Source organism: Pseudalkalibacillus sp. Hm43 (assembly GCF_051842935.1).
Lineage (GTDB): Bacteria > Bacillota > Bacilli > Bacillales > Fictibacillaceae > Pseudalkalibacillus.
In genome coordinates this window covers 1,502,108-1,516,386 of the sequence record NZ_JBPXRR010000001.1, presented here as the reverse complement: position 1 = coordinate 1,516,386, position 14,279 = coordinate 1,502,108, and the positions used below count along the sequence as shown (strand labels likewise).

At 44.1% G+C, this 14,279-nt stretch carries 15 protein-coding genes; 14 read left to right on the top strand and 1 reads right to left on the bottom strand.

Going from position 1 to position 14,279, the window contains the following annotated elements:
* Positions 1-12 precede the first annotated feature (12 nt).
* The 14 genes from aroC to ACSVDE_RS08025 all read left to right on the top strand — a co-directional run bounded on the left by aroC (position 13) and on the right by ACSVDE_RS08025 (position 13,160).
* Positions 13-1,185: a chorismate synthase gene (aroC, locus tag ACSVDE_RS08090; RefSeq protein ID WP_439301956.1), complete on the top strand. Its 1,173-nt coding sequence runs from the start codon at positions 13-15 to the stop codon at positions 1,183-1,185.
* Position 1,186: 1 nt separating this feature from the next.
* The gene (aroB, locus tag ACSVDE_RS08085) at positions 1,187-2,299 is read left to right on the top strand and encodes a 3-dehydroquinate synthase (protein ID WP_439300409.1); all 1,113 of its coding nucleotides are present in this window, start codon (positions 1,187-1,189) and stop codon (positions 2,297-2,299) included.
* Between the two features lie 35 nt (positions 2,300-2,334).
* Positions 2,335-3,465: a histidinol-phosphate transaminase gene (hisC, locus tag ACSVDE_RS08080; protein WP_439300408.1), complete on the top strand. Its 1,131-nt coding sequence runs from the start codon at positions 2,335-2,337 to the stop codon at positions 3,463-3,465.
* Positions 3,466-3,529: 64 nt separating this feature from the next.
* Positions 3,530-4,819 carry a 3-phosphoshikimate 1-carboxyvinyltransferase gene (gene aroA / locus ACSVDE_RS08075; protein WP_439300407.1) on the top strand — a complete coding sequence of 430 codons (1,290 nt, stop codon included), beginning with the start codon at positions 3,530-3,532 and terminating at the stop codon, positions 4,817-4,819.
* A 293-nt stretch (positions 4,820-5,112) separates the two neighbouring features.
* Positions 5,113-6,024: a hypothetical protein gene (locus tag ACSVDE_RS08070; protein WP_439300406.1), complete on the top strand. Its 912-nt coding sequence runs from the start codon at positions 5,113-5,115 to the stop codon at positions 6,022-6,024.
* 19 nt (positions 6,025-6,043) lie between these two features.
* Positions 6,044-7,306: a tetratricopeptide repeat protein gene (locus ACSVDE_RS08065; RefSeq protein ID WP_439300405.1), complete on the top strand. Its 1,263-nt coding sequence runs from the start codon at positions 6,044-6,046 to the stop codon at positions 7,304-7,306.
* A 173-nt stretch (positions 7,307-7,479) separates the two neighbouring features.
* On the top strand, positions 7,480-8,016 hold the full coding sequence (locus tag ACSVDE_RS08060; RefSeq protein ID WP_226549464.1) for a ReoY family proteolytic degradation factor: 537 nt from the start codon (positions 7,480-7,482) through the stop codon (positions 8,014-8,016).
* A 147-nt stretch (positions 8,017-8,163) separates the two neighbouring features.
* A complete protein-coding gene (locus ACSVDE_RS08055) occupies positions 8,164-8,691 on the top strand; it encodes a YpiF family protein (RefSeq protein WP_439300404.1) in 528 nt (175 codons plus the stop codon).
* 142 nt (positions 8,692-8,833) lie between these two features.
* Positions 8,834-9,331, top strand: a complete 498-nt coding sequence (locus ACSVDE_RS08050; protein WP_439300403.1) for a Rieske 2Fe-2S domain-containing protein — start codon at positions 8,834-8,836, stop codon at positions 9,329-9,331.
* 15 nt (positions 9,332-9,346) lie between these two features.
* Entirely contained in the window at positions 9,347-10,021 is a 675-nt protein-coding gene (gene qcrB, locus ACSVDE_RS08045) for a menaquinol-cytochrome c reductase cytochrome b subunit (RefSeq protein ID WP_226549444.1), read from the top strand.
* A 30-nt stretch (positions 10,022-10,051) separates the two neighbouring features.
* Positions 10,052-10,810 carry a c-type cytochrome gene (locus ACSVDE_RS08040; RefSeq protein ID WP_439300402.1) on the top strand — a complete coding sequence of 253 codons (759 nt, stop codon included), beginning with the start codon at positions 10,052-10,054 and terminating at the stop codon, positions 10,808-10,810.
* Positions 10,811-10,923: 113 nt separating this feature from the next.
* Positions 10,924-11,520 carry a DUF1405 domain-containing protein gene (locus ACSVDE_RS08035; protein ID WP_439300401.1) on the top strand — a complete coding sequence of 199 codons (597 nt, stop codon included), beginning with the start codon at positions 10,924-10,926 and terminating at the stop codon, positions 11,518-11,520.
* Positions 11,521-11,621: 101 nt separating this feature from the next.
* The gene (locus tag ACSVDE_RS08030) at positions 11,622-12,434 is read left to right on the top strand and encodes a sporulation protein YpjB (RefSeq protein ID WP_439300400.1); all 813 of its coding nucleotides are present in this window, start codon (positions 11,622-11,624) and stop codon (positions 12,432-12,434) included.
* Positions 12,435-12,482: 48 nt separating this feature from the next.
* Complete coding sequence (locus ACSVDE_RS08025; RefSeq protein ID WP_439300399.1) at positions 12,483-13,160, top strand: zinc metallopeptidase; 678 nt, start codon at positions 12,483-12,485, stop codon at positions 13,158-13,160.
* 245 nt (positions 13,161-13,405) lie between these two features.
* Here ACSVDE_RS08025 and ACSVDE_RS08020 read toward each other — a convergent pair whose 3' ends face one another.
* Positions 13,406-14,278, bottom strand: coding sequence for a YitT family protein (locus tag ACSVDE_RS08020; RefSeq protein WP_439300398.1), 873 nt, complete (start codon positions 14,276-14,278; stop codon positions 13,406-13,408).
* Position 14,279: the final 1 nt, after the last annotated feature.

Here is a 14,279-nt window from a genome sequence, read left to right as displayed (position 1 = left end):
AGGAACCAGGATATGCGCTATTTAACTGCTGGAGAATCTCATGGACCACAATTGACAACGATCATCGAAGGAATGCCTTCTAACATGAAACTTGAAAGAGAAACGATTGACAAGGATCTGAAGAGACGTCAAAAGGGATATGGCAGAGGAAGACGTATGCAGATTGAATCCGACGCTGTCCAGATTGTTGGTGGGGTACGTCACGGGAAAACGACAGGTGCCCCGATCGCTTTGACTGTTGAAAACAAGGACTGGAAGCATTGGCTGAAGATCATGGGTCCTGATCCGATTACAGATGAAGAACAAGAAAGCATGAAGAGGGTCATCACAAAGCCACGTCCTGGTCATGCTGATTTGAACGGTGCTATCAAGTACGATCACAGAGATATGAGGAATATCCTCGAACGATCCTCAGCTCGTGAAACGACCATTCGTGTAGCGGCTGGGGCGGTTGCGAAGTCACTTCTCGCTGAATTTGGTGTTACCGTTGCAGGACACGTGCGTGAGATTGGCGGCGTAAAAGCGACGGATTTTTCCTTCCAATCATTGAAGGAACTTCAAAATGTGACGGAGGAATCCCCTGTCCGTTGTTTTGATGAAGCGGCAGGTGTGAAGATGATGGAAGCGATCGATCATGCGAAGGAAAACGGGGACTCCATCGGTGGGGTCGTGGAAGTGATTGTGGATGGCCTGCCGATCGGCCTTGGCAGTCACGTTCATTACGACCGTAAACTTGATGCCAAAATCGCCGCTGCTATCTGTAGTATCAACGCTTTTAAAGGTGTGGAATTCGGAATCGGTTTTGAAGCTGCACAACGGCCCGGAAGCGAAGTACATGACGAAATTCTTTGGAGTGAAGATAAGGGATATTACCGCAAAACGAACAATTTAGGTGGTTTCGAAGGTGGAATGACCAATGGGATGCCAGTTGTCGTTCGCGGAGTCATGAAGCCGATCCCGACCTTGTACAAGCCTTTGAATAGTGTCGATATTGATTCGAAAGAGACATTCGCCGCAAGTATCGAGCGTTCAGACAGCTGCGCAGTGCCTTCTGCAAGTGTAGTAGCAGAAGCGGTCGTAGCCTGGGAGCTCGCGAATGCTTTCACTGAAAAATTTGGTAACGAGTCCATTGACAGGATGCGACGCGTTTTTGACGAATATGTTTCCTATACGAAGGAGTTTTAACGTGGAACAGATTCAGGTGAAAACTGAGACAAAATCATATCCTGTTTTGATCGGTGATGGTGTCATCGATCAATTGCAACAGGTTTTGGAGGAGCGAGTACGAGATTGCAGTCGGATTTTGATTATATCCGACAGCAATGTCGCACCTCTATACCTGGATGAGGTCAAATCAAAATTAAGTGGTTACCAGGTGAACGAATGGGTCATTCCTGCTGGTGAAACGAGTAAGTCGATCCGTGAATATGAAAAAGGGATCACGTATGCCCTACGGTGTCAGCTCGACAGACAAGCTTGCATTATCGCTTTAGGAGGCGGGGTTGTCGGTGACCTTGCTGGTTTCATCGCATCTACATATTTGAGGGGGATACGGTTCATCCAGGTCCCGACCACTCTTCTTGCGCATGACAGCAGCGTCGGTGGAAAAGTCGGAATCAACCATACGTCAGGGAAGAATTTGATCGGGGCATTCCATCAACCAGAGGCTGTCTTGTATGACATCCACTTCCTCAAGACTTTGCCTAAAAAAGAATGGAGATCCGGCTTTGCTGAAATTGTGAAGCTGGCTTTGATTCGAGACCCGGATTTTTATGATTATTTAGAGGAAAATGTCCGCTCACTACCGATTGAAGACGAGATTCTGACTGATATCGTCAAGAAAGCAATCAGCATAAAAGCTGAGATCGTAGGTCAGGACGAAAGAGAAGCGGGTATCCGAGCCTACTTGAATTTCGGACATACCCTCGGTCATGCGATCGAAGCAGAAAGCAGATACCAATCCATCACTCATGGGGAAGCGGTGATGATCGGTATGATCTTTGCCATGAAATTGAGTGAGGAACATTTCAAGACAAAAGTCTTTCCAGAAGGATTTTTCACCTGGGTCCATCAGCTAGGTTATTCAGATTGGCATGCCACTTTAAATAAAGGTGGACTGCTCCTCGAAACGATGAAGAAAGACAAGAAATCCCAGGAAAACAAAATCCGGATGGTGCTGTTGAAGAATTGCGGCGATGTCATTCTTCAAACGGTAGAGGATAGTATACTGACAGCTGAATTAGCCTCCTACCGGACTTGGTTGAAGACAATTGCTGCTGACCGGGTTGCTGAGAAATAGAAACTGAAGATATCCCATAAAGAAGAGGTGTATATATGAAGGCGAAAGATCAAGTTTTATCTTTGAAAGCATACAAGCCAGGAAAACCGATCGAAGAAGTGAAGCGCGAGCTCGGTCTGACGACGGTCACGAAGCTTGCGTCGAATGAAAATCCATTCGGATGTGCACCAGCTGTGAAGGAAGCAGTCATGGATGAACTGGACCGGGTTTCAATCTATCCGGACGGTTATGCAGCTGATATTCGGATGAAGCTCGCACAACATTTACAAGTGAAGCCTGAGCAGATCCTATTCGGCAATGGCTCGGATGAAGTGATTGAAATGTTCTGCAGGACGTATCTTACTCCTGAGACCAATACGATCATGGCGACACCGACTTTCCCTCAGTATAAACACAACTCTGTCATTGAAGGTGCCGAAATCATTGAAGTGCCCTTGATGGAAAATGGGAAGCATGACTTGGAGAAGATGCTCCATGCAATCGATGAAAATACCCGGATCATCTGGTTGTGTACACCCAATAATCCTACCGGGTCCTATATTACAGACGAAGAACTCATTACTTTTATGAAAAAGGTGCCTGATCACATCATTGTAGCTGTTGATGAAGCATATAAAGAATACGTCGTGGCAGACGATTACCCGGATACGATCGCGCTTCAACGTCAGTACCCGAATTTGGTTGTCACCAGAACTTTCTCCAAAGCATTCGGATTGGCGTCTTTACGTATTGGATATGGCATCGCTCATGAGGATCTCATGAAAGTGGTAGATCCAGTACGAGAACCATTCAACACTTCTAGAGTCTCGCAAAGGGCAGCAATCACTGCGTTGGAGCACTTGGAATTCATCGAATCATGCAGGAGGAAAAATCGTGAAGGCATGGTCTTGTACGAAGCATTTTGTGCAAAGTATCACTTGTATTATTACCCTTCACAAGCGAACTTCATTCTGATTGACTTCAAAACTCTACAAGGGGACGAAGTGTTCGATTTCTTGTTGAGGAAAGGATATATCGTTCGGTCAGGGAACGCATTAGGCTTCCCGACATGTGTGAGGATCACAGTCGGAAGCAAGGAGCAAAATGAAGGTATCATCCAATGTCTGTCTGAATGGTTGGAGGAAATAGGGATCGATTCTGATCGAGAGACGACCATCATCGATTGATGATCATATGAGTAGGGTGACTCGATAACCGAGTCACCTCTTTCAATAAGGAGAGGTGTTTTCAATGGAGGAACATACTTTAGCGAAAAGAGAAAAAGGCTTGCAAGGTACTTTAAAGGTCCCGGGAGATAAGTCTGTAACGCATCGATCCATCATGTTCGGAGGGATGGCAGAAGGAAAAACGATCGTCCGGGATTTTCTAGACAGTGCTGATTGCCGAAGTACGATGCGATGTATGAAACAGCTTGGTGTTCAGATAGAACAGCTCGGTTCAGAGTTACACATTGTAGGAGTCGGTCGTGGAGGGTTGAAAGAGCCTGAACACGTATTGGATGTGGGCAATTCAGGTACGACGATTCGATTGATGACCGGTATTTTGGCAGGTGCACCGATTTATTCGGTCTTGGTCGGGGACGATTCCATTCATAGGCGTCCGATGAGCAGGGTTGTGGATCCACTTCGGCAAATGGGTGCCGATATTCATGGACGAGAAGATGGGCGTCTTGCCCCGATTTCCATTAAAGGTGGGAAAACGAGAGGTATTCGGTATGAAAGCCCGATTGCAAGTGCCCAGGTAAAATCGGCTTTGTTACTTTGCGGATTAAATAGCGAAGGGACGACAACGGTAAAGGAACCATATGTGTCCAGAGACCATACTGAACGAATGTTGAAATCATTCGGGGTAGAAGTGATGCGGGAAGGCACGTCCGTACAAATCAAAGGCGGGCAGAAATTAAAGGGTACCGATGTTCAGGTCCCCTCCGACATTTCATCAGCTGCATTTTTCATGGTTGCTGCAGCAATAACTCCAGGCAGTTCGATCCGTTTGGAGAAAGTCGGATTGAATCCGACCCGAACAGGGATCATGGATGTTCTCGAGAAAATGGGAGCTACCTATTCCATATCAAACGAACAGACAATCAACGAAGAGCCAATCGGAGATATTGACGTGTCATACTCTAAATTGCGAGGCACAGAAATAAATGGCGAAATCATTCCAAGGCTGATTGATGAAATTCCTGTCATCGCCCTTCTGGCTAGCCAGGCAGAAGGGATCACAACCATTAAAGACGCCTCTGAGCTCCGATATAAAGAAACCGATCGGATTGCAGCAATTACAGACCAATTGAAGAACATTGGAATAGACATCGAGCCGACAGAAGACGGAATGATCATCCATGGTAAACAAAAGGTGAAAGGTGGTAACGCAGACAGTCTCGGCGATCATCGGATCGGGATGATGCTGGCAATCGCTTCTTGTATCAGTGAAAGCCCTGTAACGGTCCGTGACGTATCAGCTATCGGCGTTTCGTACCCGAATTTCTTAAATGATCTGGAGTCTTTATCAGAATAAAAACAATTATATAAATTTTCTAAAAATATATTGATTTTTTATACGAGCTTGTTATAATAATTGTAGTATGGTTTCTCTCCACTCCTATCCATATACATTATGGACAATTGATCCCGGACGACATGTATTTACTACATCGTTGGCGGGGTCTTTTTTTGTTCATGGATCAAAAGAAATCGGGAATTATACTATGCACAAAAAATGATTCGGGTTGTCCAACCAATTGTTCTGAAAATTCTCTTTGATTCATAGCCTGTCTATAACACCAGTGTTTCTATGAGGGGGACAGGTCAATGGAATATATATTAGAGAATGTTTGGACCACAGACCGGAATCCAAAGCAAAAGCATGTGTATGTCAAAGATAATGTCGTTCGATATGTTTCAGAACGGCCATTACGGATGAAGTGTTTCACAGTCAACTCGGCTGGTTTTGACGTCATCCCCGGTTATGTATTCCGAGACTTTTCATTAAATGGCATGGATGATGTATCGTTGAAGGATCATTGTGAGCAATTGGTCAGGATGGGGTGCACATCTGTCGTAACGGCTTTATCTCTCACATACCCAAAAGAGTTCGAACAACGGATATCTGAAACCCGCACAAAATTGAATGCACTGCCGTTCGATTACGCAATCGGGGTCGAATTACCGATGAACAGGATATCCCCGGCTTTGATCCGTACTTGTCAAAAAGCGAAAATCCCATTCATCAACGCCATGGTCGAACAAGAAGAGGATTTGGATACCGTCATCTGGGAATGGGTCCGTAATGTGAATTTCCCATATACGGTTCCCATCATTGCTGATTGGTCTCAAATTCCGTTGCATGAAAAACGTTTGATGCAATTGAAGGAAAAATGGGCACGAATCTGTAAAGAAAAATCGATCGTTACGATCGACGACTTTCCGAATCACGACCAGCATCGATTGAACAAGCATCAATTGCAATGCCTCGGTCTCTATCCTAAAAAAGGATCCTGGGTGACTGGGTGCGATGTCGATTATCTCGTCTACGAGCGAAACGTATCGGTTGATGGGGAAGAGAGAGTCGAGTATGATAAAGGTAAAAATCCAGTGATCGTCGTACAAAACGGAAACATAATCAAAGTTAAAGATGACATTCGATTGAAACAAGGGAATGGGAAAGAAATGCGGATCATCCGTCCCGGTATCTTTCGAGTGATGTCCAACGATTTGTTATAGGAAGAAAGGATGTACATCAATGTCGAGTGTGGAAAATGCAATTGAGAAAATCGACCGTGGAGAAATAGAAGAAGGTCTGAAATTATTAAAGGACCTGCGAGAATCAAGCGATCATGATACATTGCTTGAAATCGCTCAAATATACAACGAACTTGGTTTCATTGAGGAAGCGATCGATGTTACGGAAGAACTCATGGCATTCCACCCGGATGTTGATGAACTGAAGTTATTCGGAGCTGAACTTTACATGGAAATGGAACGGGAAGAAGAGGCGTTACACCTTCTTGCTTCTGTAGAGCCTGGAGCAGAGCAGTACCTCGAAGCCCTACTTCTTTCAGCGGACCTCTATGAACGACAAGGACTGATCGAGGTCGCAGAACAGAAGCTCCTGACTGCCAAGCGTGAAGCTCCGAATGAACCTGTGATCACCTTTGGCTTAGGAGAGTTTTACCTCCATCAAGGGAATTTCAACCGAAGCATCCTTTACTATGAGGAATTGCTCAAGTCCGGATATGATACCTTCAATCACACTTCTACATCATTACGATTAGCAGAGGCTTTAAGTGGCTCAGGTAAATTTGAAGAAGCGCTCACTCATTATGAAAATGGATTGAAGGATGATTCCAACCCAGATGACTGGTTCGGTTTTGCTTTGACAGCGGATCGGATTGGCGAAAATCAAAAAACGATTCAAGCATTGAATCATTTGAAAGAGCTTGATCCACAATATACAACGTTGTACCCGATTCTTGCACATGCGTATGAAGAAGAGGGCGCTCTTCAGGAAGCGATGGATATCTATCTAGAGGGAATGCGTCTGGATGAATTCAATGAAGAGCTGTATCTACAGGCAGGGCAGCTTGCACTACGGTTGAAAGATGAAGAAAAAGGGATTGAGCTCCTGAAACACGCTTTAAGCCTGGATCCAGCCAATATGAAAGCCACCTCCTTGTTGATGGATCAGTATATTGCTAATGAACAATACGAATACGTAATCGATCTAGCTACTGAAGCTGAAAGATATGGTGACCTTTCTCCGGATGCACATTGGAAGACAGCGATGGCCTATAGGGAGCTTGAGGAAGATGAAGGCGCATTAAAACGTTACGAAAACGCATATAATGAACTAGAGGACCAAGCAGAATTTCTTGAGGACTTTGGATGGTATTTGATTGAGATCGGGCAAAGGGACAAAGCGAAGCAACTGTTGCAAAAAGCGTTAGATCGTGACCCTGAACGTCTGCATCTTGAAGAAGAGATTGTAAGGCTTGAGGAAAGATAATGCTTCCGTTCGTTACAGACATCGGTCAACGACCCTAAAAAATTTCCGATTAAGAAGGAATTGGATGATGGCATATCGAACATAGTAAGTAATTATCAACCAGCTTTGGATTATTATATGGCTGTAGGATATTGTAAGATCTCGAACGACACGTGAATGATGGAGGGATTGCAATGGGCAGCACCGTAACAGTCTTAGAGAAAAAAGATTTTCTTAAATGGTTCTTGAACCACTACCAACTAAAAAAACGCGAATGTGTATGGTTGCTCAACTATTTGGTAAGTGATGAGGCGTTGATGGAAAACGTTCATTTTGTTGAAAATGCAGAATACTGTCCAAAGGCAATCATCATGTCTACCAATTGTGTAGATGGTGTACCTTTCAGATTCTATAAGCAAAATATATTGACGACGGATGCTGAAAAATCGTTTCACGATATCCGTCTGAATCAGGACGAAGACGTCTACATCGAATTGAAGTTCAAAGGTGCTTACCGTACACCGCAATATGCAGCCGTTCTAGAAGAAAATCCTCACATTCCAGAGAACATGGTACCTGATAAGAAGTATGGCTTGTGGGCTGAGATGATCCTGGATCAATCGTTCAGTCATTTCAGAAAAAAGTCACTTCAAACTCAGATCGATGAAGCGCTGGACCGTAAGGATTTTGAAAGCTTCGAACGGTTGAGCAAAGAATACAATAAACTTTGAATGAAATGACAAAGATTCTTATATATACGTCTATTTGGTCAGGAAAGTTGATGAAATGTCTGTCCGTTTCAATCGTCACAAAGGTGATGGCTGAGACCGGCAGACATTTTTGTATGCTTCGAAAAATCATTTGAGAGATATAGCTTTATGAACATCCTGACAAGTGATACACTTTGGATTAGATTGAATGGATTGGATGTGAACGATAGAATGAAATGGAGAACGAAGGATATAGATTTATATCATCAGGCAGCCGAGTATGTCGATACTGCGATCATTCCTCTCATTCCGGTTTCCTGGGGATCTCAAAAGAAACAAGTGGTTCTGAAAGGAGAGTTCCCGCAACTGATCTCAGATGAGTTGGAGCGTCAACTGAAAGGCCGTGTCGTCTTATTTCCGCCAGTTACATATTTGGAAAGCGAAAAAGAGGAAGATGTTCTAAATCGGATCAGTTCTTTATCAGATGAACTTCGTCAAGGGGACATGCCCTTTACGGTTTTCATCACTTCGGATGCAAAGTGGAGCGGTGCAGATTCAGATCGTCAGGAACAAATTATCAACATTCCGCCGGTCCCACTTGAACATATGGATGAAGACTATCAAAGGGAGATTGTTTCTGAACAAGTCAAGCATATTCTACAAATTGTCACAAAAAAGTGGCAAAACACTTTCTAGAACGAATAGATTGGTTGAATTGGACAATGATATTATTGACGATGTTTGTAAGTTACGCTATCATGTTAATGTCCTAGTAATATATGTGTAATATGAGAAAATGTCCGGTTGGACTTAGTCTACTGCGTAAGGGGGGAAACCAATGGCCAATAAAGATGAAGTCTCCAGACGACAATTTTTGAACTATACCTTAACGGGTGTCGGTGGATTCATGGCTGCAGGCATGCTCTTACCGATGGTACGATTTGCGATCGACCCTGTCTTAAAAGAAGGTGCCGGTCAAGATATGGTAGCTGTTGTCGAAGAGAGTAAACTAACAAAAGAACCACAGAGATTCACATTCAAAGTAAAACAAAAAGATGGCTGGTATGAATCTGAAGTCACACAAGCTGCTTGGGTGTTCAAAGAAGATAACGGTGATATCGTAGCATTGTCTCCGATCTGTAAGCACCTTGGCTGTACAGTAGACTGGGGGACAAACCCTGCTTATCCAAACCAGTTCTTCTGTCCTTGTCATGCAGGACGTTATAAGAAAGATGGAGAGAACGTACCAGGCACACCGCCGCTTGCGCCGCTTGATGTTTATAAGAAAGAGGTAAAAGACGGCAAACTATACTTAGGTCAAGCAGAACCACAGTAGAAAGGGGCGTAAAAGATGTTACAAAAAATGTATGACTGGGTAGATGAACGTCTTGATATTACGCCTATGTGGCGAGATATTGCAGACCATGAAGTACCTGAGCACGTCAACCCGGCTCACCACTTCTCAGCGTTCGTGTACTGTTTCGGTGGATTGACGTTCTTCATTACCGTCATCCAAATTCTATCTGGAATGTTTTTGACGATGTATTATGTTCCGGATATTATCAATGCCTATGAATCTGTTTATTACTTACAAAATGAAGTCGCGTTTGGTGTCATCGTTCGCGGAATGCACCACTGGGGTGCGAGTCTGGTCATCGTAATGATGTTTCTACATACTCTTCGTGTTTTCTTCCAGGGTGCATACAAGAAACCTCGTGAATTGAACTGGGTAGTCGGAGTTCTGATCTTCGGTGTCATGCTCGGACTCGGTTTCACAGGTTACCTATTACCTTGGGATATGAAAGCGCTATTTGCAACAAAAGTAGGACTTGAAATTGCAGTAACGGTTCCTGTTATCGGACCAGCATTGAAAACATTGTTAGCGGGTGACGCAACGATCATCGGTGCACAGACGTTGACAAGATTCTTTGCAATCCATGTATTCTTCCTGCCTGGTGCTCTTCTCGGGCTCATGGGAGCGCACTTTATCATGATTCGAAAGCAAGGAATTTCTGGACCACTGTAAAATATGCGATAGGATAAAGGAGGGAGAAAGATGCATCGTGGCAAAGGTATGAAGTTTGTAGGGGATTCCCGTATCCCTGCAGAACGAAAGCCGAACATCCCGAAAGATTACTCCGAGTATCCAGGGAAAACGGAAGCGTTCTGGCCAAACTTCCTTTTAAAAGAATGGATGGTCGGATCCGTATTCTTGATCGGCTACCTTATTTTGACGGTCGTTCACGAATCCCCGCTTGAGCGTAAAGCGGATCCAACGGATGCAAGTTACATTCCACTACCTGACTGGTATTTCTTATTCTTATACCAATTATTGAAGTATAAATATGCAGCCGGTGATTTCACACTGATTGGAACAGTCATCATGCCAGGATTGGCATTCGGTGCACTTCTATTAGCTCCATGGTTGGATCGTGGCCCTGAACGTCGCCCGAACAAACGACCTGTAGCAGTAGGAATGATGTTGTTGGCACTCATTTCAATCATCTTCTTGACTTGGGAATCTGTCGTCAACCATGATTGGGAGAAAGCTGAGCAACAAGGTAAGATCGTTGAAGTCGAGATTGATGAATCAGCACCTGGATATAAAGTTTATCAAGAACAGGGCTGTATCGGATGTCACGGTAACAATTTATCCGGTGGAAGCGGGCCTTCCTTGATTGGAACTGGCTTACCACCTGAGGAAATTGGAAATATCGCGAAAAACGGTATCGGGAATATGCCAGGAGGTATCTTTAAAGGTACTGACGAGGAATTACAACAACTTTCCGAGTTCATCGCTGAACTCGAGAAGTAATAAAGTATACTTATAAGGAGAGACTGACAAATATGGTCAGTCTCTTTTTACATCGTTCAATCATCATACATAGTTCGAAAATCTACTTCACGCTAATAAAAAGGAGATAGAAGATGCACACGATTTTGATGTTGTTAAGACACCGTGCATTCCTTTGGATGCTTCTGATCATCAACATTTTAGGAACAATTTATGGATACTACTGGTACGCTGACCAATTGGAACGTACACCGTGGTACTTCCTGCCGTTCGTTCCAGATAGTCCAACTGCCAGTCTGTTCTTCGTATTTGTCCTGATTGCGTTTTTACTAGGGAGGAATTGGCCTCTGATGGAAGCGCTCGCAGCCATCACTCTGTTCAAATACGGAATATGGGCTGTCATCATGAATTTGCTCGGTGGTTCAGTGACAGGTTCATTGAATTTCGTCAATTACATGTTGATCTTTTCTCATTTAGGTATGGCGATCCAAGGCATTTTATATGCTCCTTTTTATCAAATCAAAAGATGGCATATATTTGTCGCTACTATCTGGGTCCTCCATAATGAGATGATTGACTATCTATTCGACATGATGCCGACCTACTCAGTGCTCGATATGTACTATACGGAAATCGGTTACTTCACCTTCTGGTTGAGCATCCTTTCCATTCTCATCGTTTATCTATTAACGATCCGTAAATCTACTACCGATCGTTTCGAGACTCAATAGAATCCGCGTTCTACTCTTGTCCCATCCTACATAAGATGAACTATAGCTTGTACGGTCGTGATGTATAAGAAAGAGTTTTCTTAATAGGAGGGACAAGTTTTATGAGAGGGGTATTTGCTTTATTCCTGATAGGGTGTTTCTTGTTCATTCCATTGACTGTTTTTGCTGACCATGGTGAAGGAGATCATTGGAAGAAGCTGAGTGAGTTATCCTATAAAGCACTGCAACTGACGAAAGAAGAGAAATATGCTGATGCCAAGGATGTTCTCGGATATTTCGAACGTGAATATCATGAATTAGCCGATGCAGACAAGGACTTATCTATCCATCATCTCCGCATTTTTTCAACCAGTTATGATGAATCGGTGAAAGTATTGACGGAAGTCGCTGCTTCCCATGAAGAAAGAGTCAATACCTTGATGGGTTTACACCTACTTGTTGATGCCGTTCATACGGATCACCAGCCGTTATGGAAATCGACACAGAATGAATTGATGAGCATGTTGGAGAAGATGGAAGGGGCAGCCGCTGACCAGGAGTTGCAATCCTTCTATGCGTACTTCAATCAATTCTTGGTGAAGTATGACAAAATCCACCCTGCATTAAGTGTTGATCTACCAGCAGAATTATTGAGCCGAATCGATTCCTATGTAAAATATTTAGATGAAAATCGGTCATTGGTTGTAACGACGGATCATCAGCTGCAACAGATCAAGTTCATAGAAGCAGCCTTGAAAGATGCTTATGACCAGAAGCAAGAGGACAGTGCGGATCCATCCATTTTGTGGCTGATCTTTACGGTCGGAGGCGGAATTATCTCTACATTATTTTACGTCGGATGGAGAAAATATTCAGAGGAAAAGAAAGGCATTCAAACCTTCTCCAAGCAAAAAGAATACAATCGCTTCCGCTAAGTGATATACTTGCTTTATAAAGGGAATCAAAGCGATTAGGAGGGACAATTGATGTTTCTGATCTATTTTCTCCTGTTATTGGCCATTCCACTTTGGGCTCAGTTTCGAGTGAAAAAAGTCTATAGTAAATATGCTAAAGTACCTTCCGCACTAGGGATGTCAGGTGCAGAGGTAGCTCGCAAAATCCTGATGGATAATAACATCCATGATGTAGAAATCGAACCAATCCGCGGGAAACTGTCGGATCATTATGATCCGCGCAGCAAGGTTGTGCGTTTGTCGGAAGATCATTATTACGGACATTCCATAGCAGGGACGGCAGTTGCCGCCCATGAAGTGGGCCATGCGATCCAGCATGCGAACCAATATGGTCCGTTAAGAGCCAGGCATGCCCTTGTTCCTGTCGCATCGATCGGCTCGAACATGTCATATTTCCTCATCCTTATTGGCATCATTTTTGGCGCAGCTGACTTGATTTTGCCAGGTATCTTGCTGATGGCTGGGGCAGTGCTCTTCCAGCTGGTAACATTACCGGTCGAGTTCAATGCAAGCAGCCGTGCGATGAATCAGATTGTACAGCTAGGGCTGATCCGAAATGATGAGGAACGGCAGGCAAGAAAAGTGTTGAATGCAGCAGCACTAACGTATGTTGCTTCCGCACTAGTCGCGTTGTTAGAACTCGCGCGGTTCGTGCTCATTTTCGTCGGAATGAACCAATCTGAATAATGATAAGGTAAAACCGCTTGGTAAAAGCCAAGCGGTTTTTTTTATGTTGTTTCGCCGTTCTTTTTACTGGCATGCGCACCCCAAAAACGCCAAAAACGGAAGATCGCACCCCGCAAGAGGCTCTTGGGCACCCCGAAAACGGGAAAAACGGAAGATCGCACCCCACAAGACGCGCTTAACTCACACTACATCATAAAAAAAGCTGACCTGAACATCATATATTTGATGTTCTAGGTCAGCCTCATCTAATCGTGTAATGGGTTCTTGTTTTCATCCAGGGTGAATCCTTCTCCAAGTACATCATGGACGTCATTGACGGCGACGAAAGCATGCGGATCGATCTGTTGGATCAAGATTCGCAACCGGAAGATTTCATTCCTCGCGATGACGCAATACAAAACCTCTTTTTGCGCACCGGTGAACGTTCCTCTTCCATTCAAGATGGTCGCGCCACGATCGAGCTCTTTGATGATGCGATTGGCGATTTCTGCGTTTTTCTCAGATATGATCATGGCTGCCTTGGCTGCGTATGCACCTTCCTGGATAAAGTCGATGACACGCGCACCAACAAACACGGCAACAAGTGTGTACATCGCTTCTTTATAGTTGAGGTAAGTGATGGTCGCAGACAAAATGACGAAAGCGTCAAAAAGGAACATCGTCTTACCGAAACTCCACCCGACATATTTGTTCACTAGTCTAGCAATGATATCGACACCGCCTGTGGTACCACCATAGCGGAAAATGATACCCAATCCGATTCCGATGAATACCCCGGCGAACAACGCCGCAAGTGTCAGATCCTCTCGGAGTGGAAAGTGAAACCGCAAATGGTATTGGAAGATCCATAGAAAAAAGGACACTGCCACTGTACCGATGATGGTGTATATGAAGGCGTTCCTCCCGAGCAATCTCCAACCTATCAAGAACAATGGAACATTCAATACGAGGTTGGATATGGCAGGATCGATTTGAAAGAGATTATAGAGAATCAGGGTGATACCCGTGAATCCGCCTTCAGCCAGGTTGTTTTCAAGATTGAAATGGATGATGCCGAAACTGAAAATTGCTGAACCGAGTAAAATGAATAATACATTCTTAAGCTTGATCTTAAGCATC